General features: G+C 40.1%; 9 protein-coding genes and 1 pseudogene. 7 read left to right on the top strand and 3 right to left on the bottom strand.

Going from position 1 to position 20,350, the window contains the following annotated elements:
• The first annotated feature begins 208 nt into the window (after positions 1–208).
• From pflB to DG474_RS08175, 3 genes are all read left to right on the top strand, one after another.
• A complete protein-coding gene (pflB, locus tag DG474_RS08185; protein ID WP_000260621.1) occupies positions 209–2,524 on the top strand; it encodes a formate C-acetyltransferase in 2,316 nt (771 codons plus the stop codon).
• A gap of 320 nt (positions 2,525–2,844) precedes the next feature.
• Positions 2,845–6,924: a Spy0128 family protein gene (locus DG474_RS08180; protein WP_255778050.1), complete on the top strand. Its 4,080-nt coding sequence runs from the start codon at positions 2,845–2,847 to the stop codon at positions 6,922–6,924.
• Positions 6,925–7,375: 451 nt separating this feature from the next.
• On the top strand, positions 7,376–9,481 hold the full coding sequence (locus DG474_RS08175; protein WP_255778048.1) for an ATP-dependent Clp protease ATP-binding subunit: 2,106 nt from the start codon (positions 7,376–7,378) through the stop codon (positions 9,479–9,481).
• 167 nt (positions 9,482–9,648) lie between these two features.
• Here the strand turns inward: DG474_RS08175 and DG474_RS08170 are convergent, their stop codons facing one another.
• The gene (locus DG474_RS08170) at positions 9,649–10,131 is read right to left on the bottom strand and encodes an S-ribosylhomocysteine lyase (protein ID WP_000032556.1); all 483 of its coding nucleotides are present in this window, start codon (positions 10,129–10,131) and stop codon (positions 9,649–9,651) included.
• Positions 10,132–10,222: 91 nt separating this feature from the next.
• Positions 10,223–11,707: a DUF1846 domain-containing protein gene (locus tag DG474_RS08165; RefSeq protein WP_255778047.1), complete on the bottom strand. Its 1,485-nt coding sequence runs from the start codon at positions 11,705–11,707 to the stop codon at positions 10,223–10,225.
• A 152-nt stretch (positions 11,708–11,859) separates the two neighbouring features.
• Between DG474_RS08165 and DG474_RS08160 the strand changes: the two genes are divergently transcribed.
• Positions 11,860–13,470 carry a glycoside hydrolase family 13 protein gene (locus DG474_RS08160; RefSeq protein WP_255778046.1) on the top strand — a complete coding sequence of 537 codons (1,611 nt, stop codon included), beginning with the start codon at positions 11,860–11,862 and terminating at the stop codon, positions 13,468–13,470.
• A 60-nt stretch (positions 13,471–13,530) separates the two neighbouring features.
• On the opposite strand, the pseudogene DG474_RS08155 reads toward DG474_RS08160, so the two are convergent.
• Positions 13,531–13,920 (bottom strand): annotated as a pseudogene (locus DG474_RS08155) (IS3 family transposase); the annotation flags it as partial.
• Positions 13,921–14,635: 715 nt separating this feature from the next.
• Between DG474_RS08155 and DG474_RS08150 the strand changes: the two are divergent.
• The 3 genes from DG474_RS08150 to cpsA all read left to right on the top strand — a co-directional run bounded on the left by DG474_RS08150 (position 14,636) and on the right by cpsA (position 20,350).
• The gene (locus DG474_RS08150) at positions 14,636–16,603 is read left to right on the top strand and encodes a peptide ABC transporter substrate-binding protein (RefSeq protein ID WP_000837392.1); all 1,968 of its coding nucleotides are present in this window, start codon (positions 14,636–14,638) and stop codon (positions 16,601–16,603) included.
• Positions 16,604–16,751: 148 nt separating this feature from the next.
• The gene (locus DG474_RS08145) at positions 16,752–18,713 is read left to right on the top strand and encodes a peptide ABC transporter substrate-binding protein (protein WP_255778045.1); all 1,962 of its coding nucleotides are present in this window, start codon (positions 16,752–16,754) and stop codon (positions 18,711–18,713) included.
• A 191-nt stretch (positions 18,714–18,904) separates the two neighbouring features.
• On the top strand, positions 18,905–20,350 hold the full coding sequence (gene cpsA, locus DG474_RS08140) for an LCP family glycopolymer transferase CpsA (protein ID WP_255778044.1): 1,446 nt from the start codon (positions 18,905–18,907) through the stop codon (positions 20,348–20,350).

Genomic DNA, 20,350 nt, shown 5'->3' with positions numbered 1-20,350 from the left:
TCTATTTATTATACCCTTTTTTCTGAAAAAGTGGAAAAGTCCAACCTGACTTTCAAAAATATAATACAGATAAGAACGAAAAAGAGACTGTATTATAAAAGAAAGCGTCTAAAATGCCGATTTTCTCTTGTTGAAATCGGTTACTGTATGGTATACTTGTCTCAAGAATGTAACAGATGACTGTTACTAGAAAAAAGAGGACATTAACATGGTTGTTAAGACAGTTGTTGAAGCACAAGACATTTTTGATAAAGCTTGGGAAGGCTTCAAAGGCGTAGATTGGAAAGAAAAAGCAAGTATTTCTCGCTTCGTTCAAGCTAACTACACACCTTATGATGGAGATGAAAGTTTCCTTGCTGGACCAACAGAACGTTCACTTCACATCAAAAAAATCGTAGAAGAAACAAAAGCACACTACGAAGAAACTCGTTTCCCAATGGACACTCGTCCAACATCTATTGCTGATATTCCTGCTGGATTTATCGACAAAGAAAACGAAGTGATCTTTGGTATCCAAAATGATGAACTCTTCAAATTGAACTTCATGCCAAAAGGTGGTATCCGTATGGCTGAAACTACTTTGAAAGAAAATGGATACGAACCAGATCCAGCTGTTCACGAAATCTTCACTAAATACGTAACAACAGTTAACGACGGTATCTTCCGTGCCTACACTTCAAACATTCGTCGCGCTCGTCACGCTCACACTGTAACTGGTCTTCCAGATGCCTACTCACGTGGACGTATCATTGGTGTTTACGCACGTCTTGCTCTTTACGGTGCAGACTACTTGATGCAAGAAAAAGTAAACGACTGGAATGCGATCAAAGAAATTGATGAAGAAACAATCCGTCTTCGTGAAGAAGTAAACCTTCAATACCAAGCATTGCAACAAGTTGTTCGCTTGGGTGACCTTTACGGAGTTGATGTCCGCAAACCAGCGATGAACACGAAAGAAGCTATCCAATGGGTTAACATCGCCTTCATGGCTGTCTGCCGTGTTATCAATGGTGCTGCTACATCTCTAGGACGTGTGCCAATCGTACTTGATATCTTTGCAGAACGTGACCTTGCTCGTGGTACATTTACTGAATCAGAAATCCAAGAGTTCGTTGATGATTTCGTTATGAAACTTCGTACAGTTAAATTTGCTCGTACAAAAGCTTATGACCAATTGTACTCAGGTGATCCAACCTTCATCACAACTTCTATGGCTGGTATGGGTAACGACGGTCGTCACCGTGTTACTAAGATGGACTACCGTTTCTTGAACACTCTTGACAACATCGGTAACTCACCAGAACCAAACTTGACAGTTCTTTGGACTGACAAATTACCATACAACTTCCGTCGCTACTGTATGCATATGAGCCACAAACACTCTTCTATCCAATACGAAGGTGTAACAACAATGGCTAAAGACGGATACGGAGAAATGAGCTGTATCTCATGCTGTGTGTCACCACTTGACCCAGAAAACGAAGATCAACGCCACAACATCCAGTACTTCGGTGCTCGTGTAAACGTTTTGAAAGCCCTTCTTACTGGTTTGAACGGTGGTTACGACGATGTTCACAAAGACTACAAAGTATTTGACATCGATCCTATCCGTGACGAAGTTCTTGAATTCGAATCAGTTAAAGCCAACTTTGAAAAATCTCTTGACTGGTTGACTGACACTTACGTAGATGCTTTGAACATCATCCACTACATGACTGACAAGTACAACTACGAAGCTGTTCAAATGGCCTTCTTGCCAACTAAACAACGTGCTAACATGGGATTCGGTATCTGTGGATTTGCTAACACTGTTGATACATTGTCAGCTATCAAGTACGCTACTGTTAAACCAATCCGTGATGAAAATGGCTACATCTACGATTACGAAACAATCGGTGAATACCCACGTTGGGGTGAAGATGACCCTCGTTCAAACGAATTGGCTGAATGGTTGATCGAAGCTTACACAACTCGTCTACGTAGCCATAAACTTTACAAAGACGCAGAAGCTACTGTATCACTTTTGACCATCACATCTAACGTTGCTTACTCTAAACAAACTGGTAACTCACCAGTCCACAAAGGTGTATACCTCAACGAAGATGGTTCTGTGAACTTGTCTAAACTCGAATTCTTCTCACCAGGTGCTAACCCTTCTAACAAAGCTAAAGGTGGATGGTTGCAAAACTTGAACTCACTTGCTAGCCTTGACTTTGGTTACGCAGCTGACGGTATCTCATTGACAACACAAGTTTCTCCACGTGCTCTTGGTAAGACTCGTGACGAGCAAGTTGATAACTTGGTAACAATCCTTGATGGTTACTTCGAAAACGGTGGACAACACGTTAACTTGAACGTTATGGACTTGAACGATGTTTACGAAAAGATCATGTCAGGTGAAGACGTTATCGTACGTATCTCTGGATACTGTGTAAACACTAAATACCTCACTCCAGAGCAAAAAACTGAATTGACACAACGTGTCTTCCACGAAGTTCTTTCAATGGATGATGCATTGAGCTAAGATTCAATTAGAATGAAAAGAAAGCTAGTCTATAGGACTGGCTTTTTTCTATAATATCAAAGATTGACCTAATTATAGATATAAGATATATTAAATTATTTATATTAGTTTACCGATATAAATAGTTCAAAATTGAATGGCTAGGTTATAGAATGGTGCAAATACGTGTATTTTTAAGTTAATATACTTGAATAGATTGTATTGAAATGTTATAATATATCAGATAAGCTCTAGTTAGTGATAGGGGTTGTCAAAATGGTATGATGTAATCTCTTAGGGAGATTAGAAATAAAAATTTCATATAGAAAAGAGGAGAAGAAATGTCGAAAAGCAAAGCGTTAAACATGCTTTCTAAATTTTCTGCGTTAGCTTTTGCTATTTTAGCTCTAGCATCTGTTTTGGTAGGGATTGTTAAAGCAGATAATCCTGTTTCAAAAGAATTGACACAAGTAATTACAGGCATCGATCTATTAGATGCTTCAGATACTAAGCAAAATGTGAGTTCGGAAGGAGATTTCTCGCTTCGTACGAATTTAGCATATAAGCTTCGCGTGACCTTTGATCTCAAACAGTATAATGAACATCTGAATAATGGAGATTATTTTACCTTTGATATACCTGCTCCTATGGCAGTTTATGAAGGGAGTCAGGATTTAATTGATCCGACAACAAAAGTTACTATTGGAGAAGCAGAAGTGACTTCAAATGGTACTGATCAAGGTGGGAAAGCAAAAATCACCTTGAAAAACTTGGATAAATATCTAGAGAAAACTGGTGGAGATAAGGTAAAGGATGTGTCAGGGAATTTTTCTGTTTCTTTTAGATTCTTAAAGGATCAGAATAAAACCCGCATTAACTTTAATTCATCCTCATTAAAGCAAGAAGTGACTCACATTTATTCATCAAAAACAATCGATGGTCCCAAAGTTGGTACTGAAAATTATGCTAAAATTGGGGGTCGTGCTGCCCTTGAAAATTGGAACTCTCCAAAACTGGCTGAGATTGGATCGGTTAGCAAGGGAGATGCATGGTCTACCTGGCGTGTACGTGTAAATACAGAGAAACAAGACTTAGGACAAAATATTGTATTACATGATACTATACCAAATGATGATACTAGTTACACTCCTGCACAGTATATTCCTGAGACTCTAAAAGTTTATAAGGCAAATATCACTGTTGGGACTTCTGCTGTTCCAGATGATGCAGTATTGTTAACGGAGGGAAAAGACTATACCGTTTCGTGGAACGAAAACTATACTTCATTCGATATCATTTTTAAAGATGGAACGACCTCTTATATAGTATCTTATAACACAACAACTCCTAATGATGGAAGTAAAGTAGGAAATAGGGTTGCTCTGTCATTGGCTGACGGGACTAAATTAGCACAGAATACAAGTCGTCCGGGAGCCCTTGATATGACAGCTGAGGCGACATCTTTGATTTCTGGTACGATTGTAGCATCTACTGCTTACCAAATTAAGATTCATAAGACTGATGCCTTCACTCTTGCTCCAGTTTCGGGTGCAGTATATACTGTGACAGCAGCAGATGATGCAAGTGAAACAACAGAAGTGACTACGAATGAAAAAGGAGTAGCGCTTACGAAAACTTATGATCAGAAATGGGAAGGTAAAACGTTCAAGATCAAAGAGAAGACTGCTCCATCAGGCTATAAACTAGATGAAAAAGAGTATACAGTTAAACTCGGTGCTGCGGGTTCTACTATTCATCTTAAAGATGAACCTGTTCCAGCTGTATTCAATGTGACGGCTAAGAAAGTAGTAGAAGGACGTACAGATAAACTTCCAAAAGCGGATGAGTTTACCTTTAACCTATTTTCTGCAGAGAACTTGAAGGACCCTGTAGCCACAGCAAAATCAAAAGCTGATGGAACGATTACCTTTGAGAATCTCCAAGTAAAAGGTGCGGGAACTTATCACTACATCATCAAAGAGGACACTTCAACAGCAGTTGCAGGCGTTACATTTGATACAGAAGCCAAGGAAGTTACTGTAGCAGCAACTTTCCAAAGTGGAGTTTTAACAGCAACTGTCACATCTGCAGAACCAACTTTCACTAACACTTATAAAGCAACTCCAGCTAAAGAAACTATCACAGCTAAGAAAGTCTTGAACGGTAAAGAACTTGAAGCTGATAAATACGAATTCGAACTTAAAAAAGGTGAAGAAGTCGTTGCGACAGCTAAAAACGCTGCAGACGGCACCGTTACTTTCAAAGAAATTGAGTTCGAAACAGCAGGTGATTACACTTACACTATCACTGAAAAAGCGGGTAGTGAAAAAGGTGTGACATACGATACTGCTAAACACGAAGTTAAGGTAAAAGTTACAGATAACGGGGAAGGAAAACTTGTTGCAGCTGTTACAGGTAACAACCCAACCTTCACCAATACCTATAAAGCAGCTCCAGCAAAAGAAATTATCAAAGCTACTAAAGTTTTGGATGGTAAAAAACTTGAAGCTGATAAATACGAGTTTGAACTTAAAGAAAAAGAAAGTGACAAAGTCGTTGCGACAGCTAAAAACGCTGCAGACGGTACTGTGACTTTCAAAGAAATTGAGTATGCAGCAGCAGGTGAATACACTTACACTATCACTGAAAAAGCAGGTAGCGAAGCAGGTGTGACATACGACACTGCTACACATGAAGTGACAGTAAACGTTACAGATGACGGCCAAGGTCAACTTGTTGCAGCTGTTACAGGTAACAACCCAACCTTCACAAACACATATAAAGCAGCTCCAGCTAAAATTGCTATTGAAGCTAAAAAAGTTTTGAATGGTAAAGAGCTGGAGATAGATGAGTTTGAGTTTGAACTGAAAGAGGGTGACAAGGTTGTTGCGACAGCAAAGAATACTGCTGGCGGATTGATTCGTTTTTCTGAAATTAGCTATTCAACAGCAGGAGTATATAACTATACTATTACAGAAAAGGTTGGCAATAAACTTGGTGTAACTTATGATAAAACAGAACATCCAGTAACTGTAGAAGTGAAAGATAATGGCTCAGGTCAACTTGTCGCGACAGTTACAAGTGAAACACCGGTCTTCGTTAATGACTATAAAGCAGAACCTGCACAAGCTACAATCAAAGCTAAGAAAGTCTTGAAAGGTAAAGCGCTTGAAGCTGAAGCTTACACATTTGAACTGAAAGAAGGTTCAGACCTTGTAGCTACGGCTAAGAATACTGCCTCAGGAGAAGTTGTCTTCAACGTCACTTTCTCAGCAGCAGGCGATTACGTTTACACTATTACTGAAAAAGCTGGTGACGATAAAACAATCACTTATGATCAAAATGCGTATGAAGTGATCGTCACTGTTGCGGATGATGGTAAAGGTCGATTGGTTGCGACTGTAGAAGATGCAGATACAGAACGTGTCTTCACAAATACTTATACAGCACCAGTTCCAACAGCTACATCAGCAACACTTGAATTTACGAAAGAATTGACTGGTCGTACTTTGGTTGATGGTGAGTTCCACTTTGAATTGTACAAAGATGGACAAAAAATTGATACAAAAACAAACCAAGGTGGAAAAGTAACATTTAATGCAATCAACTACAATGCAGAAGGTGAGTATACTTATACTGTAAAAGAAGTGAATGCTGGAGCAACTGGTATTACTTATGATACAGAAAAGACTGCGGTGGTAAAAGTAACCAAAGATGCAGCAACCAACGCCTTGAAGGCAGCTGTTGAATATCCAGCAGGTAGTGTCTTTAAGAATAGCTTCAAAGCACCAGCGGTAGAAGCTACGATTGAAGCAACTAAGAAACTTGAAGGTAAAGAACTTGCGGCAGACGCTTATACTTTCGAATTGAAAGAGAAAGGCGCCGTTGTAGCAGAAGCTAAGAATACTGCCGAAGGTAAAGTAGCCTTTGTTCGTTCATTCGAAGAAGCAGGTACTTACACTTATACCTTGGTTGAAAAAGTTGGTACTGAAGAGGGTATTGAATACGATAAGACCGAGCATACTGTAACAGTAACAGTAGTTGCGGATGGTCAAGGTCTCTTGACTGCGACTGTTTCGTATGCGGATGGTAAAGAAGTTGTATTTACAAATAAATACACTGTACCAACACCAACGCCAGAACCAAATCCAAATCCAGCTCCAAATAATCCAGGAACAACGCCAGATCCAGCACCAACACCAGATCCAACGCCAAATAATCCAGGAACAAATCCAACTCCAGGAACAGAACCAACTGATCCAGGACAAAAAGAGGATCCAAAACCAGCACCTCCAGCTACTGAGACTAAAGGTAAAGCTGAACTACCAAACACAGGTGAAGCAGCCTCTATCCTTTCTGCGATTGGATTTGTAGTATTGGCATTGAGCGGATTGGTATTCTTCGTAAAACGTAAAGCTTAAGCTTTCGTAGAAGAAACATGAAACTTGGTAAGTGAGAATATTCCTTCTCTCTTAAACCTGATAGAGAAAGTCTCTAGAAAATTCGTTTTCTAGGGGCTTTTTTGTACTTCAAAAAATTTTTTAAAAAATAGTCAAATTTGGTCAAAAAACTATTGACTTTTACTGACCAATGTGATATAGTAGGAACATAAGGAAAATGAATTCCTTAGAAAACTTCATTTTCAATGATTCTATTTATTGAAAATGTATGATAGATACCCTAGAAAGGGGTGAGGCCTATGTTAAATCTAACAGATTTTGAAAAGAAGATGATAAAAGGCTTATTTAAGAAAGAAAAACCAGAAATTATACGTAGGGTAGCTAGTTAGCTAGTCTAAAATTTTTAAAACAAAGGTCAAAGATAGTCAATATCAGAGATCGCAAATAATTAAGAATAAACGAGGTAAAGAATATGAACAACAACTTTAATAACTTTAACAACATGGATGATTTATTTAACCAATTGATGGGTGGTATGCGAGGATATAGTTCTGAAAATCGTCGCTACTTGATTAATGGACGTGAAGTGACACCTGAGGAATTTGCTCAGTATCGTGCAACTGGTCAATTGCCAGGAAATGCAGAATCTGATGTGCAAATGCAACAACAGGCTTCAGGTATGAAACAAGACGGTGTCCTTGCTAAACTAGGTCGTAACTTGACCGCAGAAGCTCGTGAGGGCAAGCTGGATCCTGTTATCGGACGAAACAAGGAAATTCAAGAAACATCTGAAATCCTCTCACGTCGTACGAAAAATAATCCTGTTCTAGTCGGAGATGCAGGTGTTGGTAAGACAGCCGTTGTCGAAGGCCTAGCACAAGCGATTGTGAACGGAGATGTTCCAGCTGCCATCAAGAACAAGGAAATTATTTCTATTGATATCTCAGGTCTTGAGGCTGGTACTCAATACCGTGGCAGCTTTGAAGAAAACGTTCAAAATCTAGTCAATGAAGTGAAAGAAGCAGGGAATATTATCCTCTTCTTTGATGAAATTCACCAAATCCTTGGTGCTGGTTCAATCGGTGGAGACAGTGGTTCTAAAGGTCTTGCAGATATTCTCAAGCCAGCTCTCTCTCGTGGTGAATTGACCGTTATTGGAGCGACAACTCAAGACGAATACCGTAACACCATCTTGAAAAATGCAGCTCTTGCTCGTCGTTTCAACGAAGTGAAGGTCAATGCTCCTTCAGCAGAGGATACCTTTAAAATCCTTCAAGGGATTCGTGATCTCTATCAACAACACCACAATGTCATTTTGCCAGACGAAGTCTTGAAAGCAGCAGTGGATTATTCTGTCCAATACATTCCTCAACGCAGCTTGCCAGATAAGGCTATTGACCTTGTCGATGTAACGGCAGCTCACTTGGCAGCTCAACATCCTGTAACAGATGTGCATGCTGTTGAACGGGAAATTGAGGCAGAAAAAGACAAGCAAGAAAAAGCAGTTGAGGCAGAAGACTTTGAAGCAGCTCTCAATGCTAAAACACGTATTGCAGAATTAGAGAAAAAAGTCGAAAACCACACAGAAGACATGAAAGTGACTGCAAGCATCAACGATGTGGCTGAGTCTGTAGAGCGAATGACAGGTATTCCAGTGTCACAAATGGGAGCGTCAGATATCGAACGTTTGAAAGATATGGCTCATCGCTTGGAACACAAGGTAATCGGCCAAGATAAGGCAGTAGAAGCAGTAGCTCGTGCTATCCGTCGTAACCGTGCAGGATTTGATGAGGGCAATCGCCCAATCGGTAGCTTCCTCTTTGTAGGGCCTACTGGGGTTGGTAAGACGGAACTTGCTAAGCAATTGGCGCTCGATATGTTTGGAACCAAGGATGCGATCATCCGTTTGGATATGTCTGAATACAGTGACCGCACAGCCGTTTCTAAGTTAATTGGTACAACAGCAGGTTATGTAGGTTATGATGACAATAGCAATACCTTGACAGAACGTGTTCGTCGCAATCCTTACTCTATCATTCTCTTGGATGAGATTGAAAAGGCTGATCCTCAAGTAATCACCCTTCTCCTCCAAGTATTGGATGATGGTCGTTTGACTGATGGTCAAGGAAATACAGTGAACTTCAAGAACACGGTCATTATCGCGACATCAAATGCTGGATTTGGTTATGAAGCCAACTTGACTGAAGATGCGGATAAACCAGAATTGATGGATCGTTTGAAACCATTCTTCCGCCCAGAGTTCCTTAACCGCTTTAACGCAGTTATCGAGTTCTCACACTTGAATAAGGAAGACCTTTCTAAGATTGTGGACTTGATGTTGGCGGAAGTCAACCAAACCTTGGCTAAGAAAGACATTGATTTGGAAGTCAGCCAAGCAGCTAAGGACTTTATCACAGAAGAAGGCTATGACGAAGTCATGGGTGTTCGTCCTCTCCGTCGTGTGGTTGAACAACAAATTCGTGATAAGGTAACAGATTTCCACTTGGATCATCTAGATGCCAAACATTTGGAAGCAGATATGGAAGATGGTGGTTTAGTTATTCGTGAAAAAGCCTAATACTCTTCGAAAATCAAATTCAAACCACGTCAACGTCGCCTTGCCGTACTCAAGTACAGCCTGCGGCTAGTTTCCTAGTTTGTTCTTTGATTTTCATTGAGTATAAGACAAAATTTTGAGAATAAAAAAAGAAGGAGCCAGCTGAAAAAACTGGTTCCTTTTTGTGTTTAGATGATATGGCGCTCAAAGGCATCATCTGAGATTCCTTGTTCCAGGATGAGTTTCGCCCATTCTTTAGCTGAAAAGAGGCTGTGGTCCTTGTAGTTTCCGCAAGATTCGATGGTTGTTCCAGGGACATCTTCCCAAGTAGTAGTTTCAGCGATTTCCTTGAGCGAATCTTTGATAACAGCAGCAATCTCGGCGCTAGTATGGCGTCCCCACATAATCATATGGAAACCAGTACGGCAGCCAAATGGTGAGCAGTCAATCATACCGTCAATGCGGGTACGGATGAGTTTGGCCAAGAGGTGCTCGATAGTGTGAAGGCCAGCAGTAGGGATTGAGTCTTCGTTTGGTTGTACCAAGCGGATATCAAAGTTGGAGATGACATCTCCTTTTGGCCCTGTTTCTTCCCCAATCAAGCGAACATAAGGTGCTTTAACAATGGTGTGGTCAAGTTCAAAACTTTCAACAATAACTTCTTTTGACATGGTAAATCCTTTCAGTTTTCTTCTTTCATTATATCATAAAGGGTGCTCTTGAAACAGAGAGAAAACCTCTCCGACGAAGGAGAGGTTTGAATTACTTCCGATACAAGCGATCGTATTGGTAGAATGGGTCAAAGGTTACGTTGATACCCAATTTTCGTAGGACATTCTTGTCTTCATCGGTCAGGATGATGGTTGAATGAGCTTCGCTTCCTTTGAGATTCCCAAGTTCTTCCATGGCACGCGCAGCATCAGGATTTTCCATAGCTGTGATTGCAAGTGCAATCAAAATTTCATTTGAGTGGAGGCGAGGATTGCGACTACCGAGATGATTGATTTTAAGACCTTGAATTGGTTTGACGACTTCAGGCTCGATTAGTTTCACTTCCTTAGCAATGTCAGCTGATTTCTTAATCGCATTGATCAAGGCAGCAGCTGTAGGGCCAAAGAGCTCTGAGTTTTTACCAGTTACGATTTCCCCATTTGGCAATTCGAGAGCTAGGGCAGGGCCACCAGTTTCTTCTGCTTTTTGGCGTGCAGTAACAGCAACCTTACGGTCTGCAGGTGTGATACCGAGGTCGTTCATGAGAAGTTCAATTTTCTTGACAGCAGTTTCGCCGACTTTTTCAGCTTTAAAGTCAAGAACGGTCTGATAGTAGCGACGGATGATTTCTTGTTTAGAAGCTTCGATAGCAGATTCATTATCAGTAATAGCGAAGCCAACCATGTTGACACCCATGTCTGTTGGTGAAGCGTATGGAGATTCACCGAGAATGCGTTCCAACATACGTTTGAGTACTGGGAAGATTTCAATATCACGGTTGTAGTTGACAGTGGTTTCTCCGTAGGTTTGGAGATGGAAAGGGTCAATCATATTGACATCATCAAGGTCCGCGGTTGCAGCCTCGTAGGCCAAGTTGACTGGGTGATGAAGGGGAAGATTCCAAACTGGAAATGTTTCAAACTTAGCGTAACCAGACTTGATGCCATTAAGTTGGTCATGGTACATATTGGACATACAAGTGGCCAATTTTCCAGAACCAGGTCCAGGAGCAGTTACAACAATCAAGTTGCGACTAGTTTTGATGTAGTCGTTTTTCCCCATACCTTCTGGAGAAATGATGTGGTCCATATCAGTCGGGTATCCTTTGATTGGATAATGAAGATAGGAATCAATCCCGTTTTTATCTAACTGGTTGCGGAAGGCATCTGCAGCTGGTTGACCAGCGTATTGTGTGATGACAACCGAACCAACAAAAATTCCCAGCTCATTGAATTTGTCAATCAAACGAAGAACTTCTTGATCATAAGAAATGCCTAGGTCACCACGCGCTTTAGAATGCTCGATGTTGCTTGCGTTAATGGCGATCACAACCTCAACTTGCTCTTTCAATTCTTGCAAGAGCTTGATTTTATTGTCAGGCTCATAACCAGGAAGGACTCGAGCAGCGTGGAAATCTTCCAACATTTTGCCACCAAACTCCAAATAGAGCTTGCCGTCAAATTGGTTGATGCGCTCCAAAATGTGGTCGCGCTGTAGATTTAAATATTGTTCAGAACTAAAAGCTTGTTTTTTCATTTTTTTACCTCTGACCTCTATTATAATAAAAAATTGGAAGATAGGAAACTACGGAGTCAAAAAAGAAATCAAAAAGATTAGGCAAACGCTTGCACTAAGTTTGAAAAAGCGCTATCATAGACTATAGATTATTAAAATAATGAGGTAAGAAGATGCAGGAAAAATGGTGGCACAATGCCGTGGTCTATCAAGTTTATCCCAAGAGTTTTATGGACAGCAACGGAGATGGCATTGGCGATTTGCCAGGAATTACTAGTAAGTTAGACTATCTAGCTAAGTTAGGAATCACAGCGATTTGGCTTTCTCCTGTTTATGATAGTCCTATGGATGATAATGGTTATGATATTGCTGATTATCAAGCAATTGCAGCTATTTTTGGAACCATGGAGGATATGGACCAACTCATCGCAGAAGCTAAGAAGCGTGATATTCGAATTATCATGGACTTGGTAGTCAATCATACCTCGGATGAACACGCCTGGTTTGTCGAGGCATGTGAAAATTCTGACAGCCCTGAGCGAGACTACTATATCTGGCGAGATGAGCCCAATGATTTGGAGTCTATCTTTAGTGGGTCTGCTTGGGAATACGATGAAAAGTCGGGTCAATACTATCTCCACTTTTTCAGTAAGAAACAGCCGGATCTCAACTGGGAGAATGAAAAACTTCGCCAGAAAATTTATGAGATGATGAACTTCTGGATTGATAAGGGCATTGGCGGTTTCCGTATGGATGTCATTGACATGATTGGGAAAATTCCTGACGAGAAAGTAGTGAATAATGGTCCTATGCTCCATCCCTATCTCAAGGAAATGAATCAGGCGACCTTTGGGGATAAAGATCTCTTGACGGTGGGAGAAACTTGGGGGGCAACGCCAGAAATTGCCAAGCTTTACTCGGATCCAAGGGGACAAGAATTGTCTATGGTCTTCCAGTTTGAGCATATCTGTCTTCAGTATCAGGAAGGGCAACCTAAGTGGCACTACCAAAAAGAGTTAAATGTAGGGAAGTTAAAAGAAATCTTCAACAAATGGCAGACTGAGTTAGGAGTTGAAGACGGCTGGAATTCCCTCTTCTGGAACAACCATGATCTTCCTCGTATCGTCTCTATCTGGGGAAATGACCAAGAATACCGCGAAAAATCTGCCAAAGCCTTTGCAATCTTGCTTCATCTTATGAGAGGGACACCTTATATCTACCAAGGTGAAGAGATTGGGATGACCAATTATCCGTTTGAGACACTGGATCAAGTAGAAGATATTGAATCCCTCAACTATGCGCGTGAGGCTCTTGAAAAAGGCGTTCCGATGGAAGAAATCATGGATAGTGTCCGTGTCATTGGTCGTGATAATGCCCGTACCCCAATGCAATGGAATGAGAGTAACAACGCTGGCTTCTCAACAGGTCAACCTTGGTTGGCAGTTAATCCAAACTACGAAGAAATCAACGTTCAAGAAGCGCTGGCAAATCCAGAATCTATTTTCTATACCTACCAAAAACTCGTTCAAATTCGTAAGGAGAATCGCTGGTTGATTCGAGCTGACTTTGAATTACTCGATACGGCTGATAAGGTCTTTGCCTATATCCGTAAGGACGGTGAGCGCCGCTTCCTAGTTGTGGCCAACTTGTCCAATGAAAAACAAAACTTTTCAGTAGAAGGAAGAGTTAAGTCAATCTTGATTGAAAACACTACTGCTAAAGAAGCAGTTGAAAAACAGGTCTTGGCACCATGGGATGCTTTCTGTGTGGAACTAACGGATTAAAATAAGTGAACCTCAAGCCTTTGATGCTTTGTACTGACCCCCAAAAGTTAGACAATTTATTTATCCGAAGGATTTAGTTCTGTATTGAACAGAGCTAAGTCCTTTTAGTTTGACTTTGATTCGTTTGTTATTGTAGTAATCAATATAGTCCACAATAACTTGCTCAAGGTCTTCTAAAGACCTAAAGTGCTTCTCATAACCATAAAACATTTCGGATTTTAAAATGCCAAAGAAGGACTCCATCATGCCGTTGTATGGGCTGTTACCCTTGCGTGACATGGATGGCTGAATTCCCTTATTCTCTAGAAGCCGATGATAAGAATCATGTTGGTATTGCCAGCCTTGATCGCTATGGAGAATCGTATTTGTGTAATGATCCTCACTGAAGGCCTGGTTTAACATAGCTGTCACTTGTTCTAAATTTAGTGAAGTTGAAAGATTATATGCGATAAAAGTGCGAGATGATCAAAATGGATGGTACACATGGTAGTGTGTGAAAGTAGGCGAAGTCGAGAAAATTGATATCATCGGAAATGTTGATACTGTAAACTCCACACGCTTCTTGGGACAGTTTCCTTTATGCTCAAAAAACAATTATAAGACATAGTATTTTAAAATAATGCATTGTGATACAGGAAAAAAACTAAAAAGAATGTAGGGTTTATTTCCCTACATTCTTAAAATAAATTAGTACATAAATGATAATGCTGTTGCCGCCATCAATATTGCAAGAACTATTTTCCAAATTTTTTTATTTTTTCCAAAAATCTTATCAGGTAACAAGCTTATTACAAGAAAGGTAATAAACAACACCAATTTAAGTGTATGTATCATTAGAATCTTTCCTTTCTATAAAGAAATTGGAATTGAAAAACTAAAGTGATGAATTCTATTAGTTCACCTACTGAATTAGTTTTTGTGTACACGCTTACATTATACCATAAAATATTATTATTGCAAAGAAAAAGAAATTGTAGGATGAGGGGGATTTGGGAACTCCCCAAAAATTTGAAAGGGGTAAAAAAGGCATTTGGGGTGCAGTACACTTGAGGTTCTTTCACTAAAAAATATTTGTTAGAATTTTCTAAAAAATCTGGCGAAAGTCCTTGCTTTTATGAAAAAATAGGGTATAATGGTGAAAACACTATCTTTAAGGAGATTACTTATGAAATCGAAAAAGTGGCTCTTAGGAGCAGGTGCTGTTTTGAGTGCAGCCCTACTGTTAACTGCTTGTGGGCAAAGTGAAAAGAAGGCTGATGCCCCCAAGACATTCTCTTATGTCTACGCTATGGATCCATCTTCTTTGGACTATAGTGTGACGAGCAAGAGCTCAACCTCTGACGTTATAGCAAACGTTGTTGATGGTCTTTTGGAAAATGATAAGTATGGGAACTTAATTCCATCGCTTGCAGAAGACTGGTCTGTTTCAAAGGATGGTTTGACTTACACCTACAAACTTCGTAAGGGTGTAAAATGGTATACTTCTGATGGAGAAGAATACGCTGAAGTTAAAGCTAAAGACTTTGTTACTGGGCTTAAACATGCTGCTGACGGAAAATCAGATGGTCTTTCTTTGATTCAGGATTCTATCAAAGGTTTGGCAGAGTATGTTAGTGGTGAGAGCAATGATTTCTCTACTGTAGGAGTTAAGGCTGTTGATGATTACACGGTAGAATACACGCTCAACAAACCAGAAAGTTTCTGGAATTCTAAGGTTACAACTGCTACCATGCTTCCAGTTAATGAAGAATTCTTGAATTCTAAAGGGAGCGACTACGGTGCACCAACTCCATCGGGTATCCTATATAATGGTCCTTACTTCTTGAAATCATTGACTTCAAAATCAGTCATTGAATATGAAAAGAATCCAAACTACTGGGATAAGGACAATGTCAAGATTGACAATATTAAACTAACTTTCTACGATGGATCAGACCAAGAATCTTTGATTCGTAGCTTTACACAAGGTGCTTATACAACAGCCCGTCTCTTCCCAACAAGCTCAAACTTTGAGTCAACTAAACAAGAGTACGGCGATAAGATTGTCTACAGTCCACAAGAAGCGACTAGCTACTACCTCACTGTTAACGTAAACCGCCAATCTTATAATAAAACAGCTAAAACAGACGAAGCTCAAAAAACATCAACGAAAGAAGCTCTTCTCAACAAGAACTTCCGTCAGGCGCTGAACTTTGCCCTTGATCGTCATTCTTATACTGCTCAGTTGAATGGTGAAGAAGGTGCGAACAAGATTATCCGTAACAGCCTAGTGCCACATGACTACGTTCAAGTGGGTGAAAAAACCTTTGGAGAGTTGGCTCAGGCAGAGCTCGTTTCATATGGAGACCAGTGGAAAGATGTAGCCCTTACAGATGGCAAGGATACGATTTACAGTCCTGAAAAAGCTAAGGCAGCCTTTGCTAAAGCCAAGGAAGAATTGCAAGCCAAGGGGGTTACCTTCCCAATCCATTTGGATATCCCCGTTGAACAAACAGATGTAATCGCGGTTCAACAAACCAACTCACTCAAGCAGTCTATCGAATCATCACTTGGTACTGAAAATGTCATTGTTGATGTCCTTCAAATGACCGATAATGAGAAAATAAGCATTACGTCTCAAGCCAAGGTTCCATCTCAAAAAGACTATGACTTGAACGGAACTGGTTGGGGGCCAGACTATCAAGACCCAGCTACCTACCTCAACATCCTTGATGCCAAGAAGGGTTCTGCCCTTAAACACTTGGGGATCACTCGCGGAAAAGATCCAGAAGTGATGGCTCAAGTTGGACTTGATGAGTACAAAAAGCTCTTGGATGATGCTGCAGCTGAAACCAGCGACCTTAACAAGCGTTATGAAAAATATGCTAAAGCTCAAGCTTGGGTGTCTGATAGCTCACTCTTGATTCCAGTTGCTTCTTCAGGTGGTTCTCCAACGGTTAGCCGTACTGTACCATTCACAAAAGCTTATTCTCAAGTCGGGATCAAGGGAGACCCATTTGTGTTCAAAGGTTTGGAGTTGCAAAATGACGTTGTGACTGCAAAAGAATACGAAGAAGCCTTCAAGAAATGGCAACAAGAAAAAATCGAAACAAATGCCAAATACCAAAAAGAACTTGAAAAACACGTCAAGTAATCTATAAATAGAAAAGGAAGTTGCAGGAAACTGTGCTTCCTTTTTTTGTTTTGAGACACCAGTTGTCATAAAAGTAGTAACTTTACATTTTTGAATAAATTTGATAAAATATGGTTATGTTATAAAAAGTGACATAAAGGAGTGAGTGATGATCAAAATGAAAAAAAGACTGATTGGGACAGGTCTTGTCTTAGCGACAGGGATTTTGCTCTCGTCATGTGGACAGTCCAATACAGATACTAGCACTTATTCATCAACATTTAGTGCGAATCCAACAACTTTTAACTATCTCCTAGATTATTATGCAGATAACACTGCCGTTATTACCAATCTTGTAGATGGTTTGCTAGAAAATGACAGCTACGGGAACCTCGTGCCTGCTCTTGCGGAGGATTGGTCTGTTTCATCAGATGGTTTGATCTATACCTACAAGCTTAGAAAAGATGCCAAGTGGTATACAGCTGACGGTGAGGAGTATGCTTCAGTCAAAGCTCAGGATTTTGTCACTGGGATCAAATATGCCGCGGACAACAAGGGGCAAGCCATGGATCTGATTCAAAATTCAATCAAGGGATTGAATGACTATGTGACGGGTGTGACCAATGACTTTTCAACTGTCGGTGTCAAAGCCTTGGATGATTACACAGTCGAGTACACCTTGACTCGACCAGAACCGTACTGGAATTCAAAGACAACCAATAGTATTCTTTTCCCAGTCAACGAAGAGTTCTTGAAATCAAAGGATAAAGATTTTGGTACCTTGACACCAGACAGTATCCTTTATAACGGCCCCTATCTGTTAAAAGATTTCACATCAAAATCTTCGATTGAATATGTGAAGAATCCACACTATTATGACCATGATAAAGTAACCATTGAAAAAGTTAAGTTAGCTTACTTTGATGGGTCAGATCAGGAGATGACCATTCGAAACTTTGAAAGTGGTGCTTACTCGATTGCAGGAGTCTATCCAAATAGTTCGAACTATGCTAAGACAAAAGAAAAATACCAAGACAATATCGTCTATAGTTTACAAGACAAGACATCTTGGTACTTTAACTTTAACGTCAACCGTAAAACCTATAATCATACCGCTAAAACAACGGATGAACAAAAGAAATCAGCTCAAACAGCTATCTTAAATAAAAATTTCCGTCAAGCTATCAACTTTGGTATTGATCGAACAGCCTACTCTGCTCAATCTAACGGTGAAGAAGCAGCGAGCAAAACCCTTCGTAATACTCTAGTTCCTCCAACATTTGTCCAGGTGGGAGATAAGACCTTTGGAGAAGTAACAGCTTCTAAGCTTGTGAACTACGGAACTGAGTGGTCAGGTATCAATTTGGCAGATGCTCAAGATGCCTACTTTAACAAGGAAAAGGCCCAAGCAAGATTTGCGGAAGCTAAAAAGGAATTGGAAGCCCAAGGCGTGACTTTCCCAATCCATTTGGATGTCCCTGTTGATCAGACGAATAAAAATGCGGTTTCTGGTATGAACTCGGTTAAACAAACCCTTGAAACAGTACTAGGTTCTGACAATATCGTCATTGATGTTCAACAGCTTTCTACAGATGACTTTGGGAATGTTGCCTTCCTAGCACCAAATCCAGCAGCTCGTGACTACGACCTAAACTTTGATGGTTGGGTTGGTGATTACCAGGATCCATCAACTTATCTAGACCCCTTCAATGCTGAAACAGGCTTCTATCTCAAGATTTTTGGTCTTGATGCCAAGGAAGACCAAGAGCTCATTAAGAGTTTGGGGCTCGATACCTATACACAACTCCTGAAAGAAGCAGATGCTGAGAATAAAGATGTTGCTAAGCGTTATGAAAAATACGCTGAAGCGCAAGCTTGGATGATTGACAATTCTCTAGTCATGTCTGCTATGTCAAATGGTGGTACAGCCTCTGTAACCAAAGTAACTCCGTTTACACGTGCCTACTCCCTAGTAGGTATCAAGGGTGACGGAAATAATTACAAGTACATGAGATTACAAAAAGACCCTGTTACCAAGAAACAATTTGACGAAGCCAAGGCTAAGTGGGAAGCAGAAAGTAAAAAGGCTATCGAAAAGAGCCAAAAAGAGTTTGAAAACCACGTAAAATAAGATTACAGACAAGGTTGCCTCTGAGCGCCTTGTCTTTTTGTGTAGAATGGCATTCGGAACTTTGCTTATATTTTAGAGCAACTTAAGAGAACAAAAGCGAATGAAAACGCTGAAAATAGCAAGGATGGATGGAATTTCCATCATGATTGTGATATAATATTTATAACTATTAACGTGTATAGGGGATTATCATGAGTAGACGTTCAAAGAGAGCTCGTTTAGGGAATGTAAAACGAAATATTAATATAGTTTTAGCAACCATTTATTTGTTATTGAGTGGTTTTTTGTTGTTCTTAATTTTCAAACATAATATCCTAGCTTTTCGGTACCTCAATATCCTTACGGCGGTTCTTATTCTCGTTTCTGCTGTAATTGCAATCCTCCTGATAGTGTATAAAAAAGCCGAGAAGTTTACGGTTTTCTTTTTGACACTTGCTATCGTAGTTAGCTCGGTTTCTCTCTATGCTTTGCAACAGTTTGTCGGTTTTACCAATCATATCAATGCGACCTCAAACTACTCAGAGTATTCGATGAGTGTGGTCGTTTTGAAAGATAGTGAAATCAATAATGTGACTCAGTTAGAGAGTGTTACAGGTCCAACTGAAACAGATAATGATAATATCCAAAAGTTGGTGGCAGATATTAAGACGACACAGAGTAAAGACTTGACAGTTGAACAGAGTGCTTCTTATCTAGCAGCTTATAAGAGTCTGCTTTCTGGCGAAACGAAAGCAATTGTCTTAAATAGTGTCTTTGAAAATATCATTGAAGCAGAGTATCCAGATTATGCTTCAAAAATCAAAAAAATCTATACAAAACAATTAACTAAGGATGTTGCGGCACCAAAGGTATCGAAGAATAAAGTTTTCAATATTTATGTGAGTGGTATTGATACCTATGGTCCGATTAGTTCCGTTTCGCGTTCAGATGTGAATATTCTAATGACTGTGAACCGAGATACCAAGAAAATCCTTCTGACTACAACGCCTCGAGATTCCTATGTTCCGATTGCGGATGGGGGAAATAATCAAAAGGATAAATTGACCCACGCTGGAATCTATGGAGTGGACTCGTCGATTCATACTTTGGAAAATCTCTATGGGGTGGATATTAACTACTATGTTCGCTTGAACTTCACTTCTTTCTTGAAGTTGATTGACCTTTTAGGTGGTGTTGATGTCTATAATGATCAGGATTTCACTTCTTTGCATGGCAAGTATCATTTCCCTGTTGGGAATGTTCATTTAGACTCTGAGCAGGCTCTTGGTTTTGTCCGTGAGCGCTACTCTCTAGCAGATGGAGATCGAGATCGTGGTCGGAACCAACAAAAGGTTATTGTAGCTATTATTCAGAAGTTGACGTCAACTGAGGCTTTAAAAAACTACGATAACATCATCCAAGGATTGCAAGATTCTCTTCAGACCAATATGCCTTTGGAAACCATGATGGATCTGGTTAATACTCAATTGGAGAGTGGCGGGAATTACAAAGTCAACTCTCAAGACTTGAAGGGAACTGGACGCACGGATCTTCCTTCATACGCTATGCCAGATAGTAACCTCTACATGATGGAAATTGATGAAAGTAGCTTGGCCGCTGCCAAAGCTGCTATCAATGATGTGATGGAGGGCAAGTAG

This window comes from Streptococcus oralis (assembly GCF_024399415.1).
Lineage (GTDB): Bacteria > Bacillota > Bacilli > Lactobacillales > Streptococcaceae > Streptococcus > Streptococcus oralis_CS.
The sequence above is the reverse complement of the archived record's forward strand: the minus strand, read 5'-3'. Positions and strand labels throughout refer to the sequence as shown.

Excerpts from the sequence above, each read along its gene's own strand:
- DG474_RS08180 (WP_255778050.1), top strand. The coding sequence starts at position 2,845 with ATGTCGAAAAGCAAAGCGTTAAACATGCTTTCTAAATTTTCTGCGTTA.
- DG474_RS08165 (WP_255778047.1), bottom strand. The coding sequence starts at position 11,707 with ATGAAAAAACAAGCTTTTAGTTCTGAACAATATTTAAATCTACAGCGC.
- DG474_RS08160 (WP_255778046.1), top strand. The coding sequence starts at position 11,860 with ATGCAGGAAAAATGGTGGCACAATGCCGTGGTCTATCAAGTTTATCCC.
- DG474_RS08145 (WP_255778045.1), top strand. The coding sequence starts at position 16,752 with ATGATCAAAATGAAAAAAAGACTGATTGGGACAGGTCTTGTCTTAGCG.
- pflB (WP_000260621.1), top strand. The coding sequence starts at position 209 with ATGGTTGTTAAGACAGTTGTTGAAGCACAAGACATTTTTGATAAAGCT.
- DG474_RS08170 (WP_000032556.1), bottom strand. The coding sequence starts at position 10,131 with ATGTCAAAAGAAGTTATTGTTGAAAGTTTTGAACTTGACCACACCATT.
- cpsA (WP_255778044.1), top strand. The coding sequence starts at position 18,905 with ATGAGTAGACGTTCAAAGAGAGCTCGTTTAGGGAATGTAAAACGAAAT.
- DG474_RS08150 (WP_000837392.1), top strand. The coding sequence starts at position 14,636 with ATGAAATCGAAAAAGTGGCTCTTAGGAGCAGGTGCTGTTTTGAGTGCA.
- DG474_RS08175 (WP_255778048.1), top strand. The coding sequence starts at position 7,376 with ATGAACAACAACTTTAATAACTTTAACAACATGGATGATTTATTTAAC.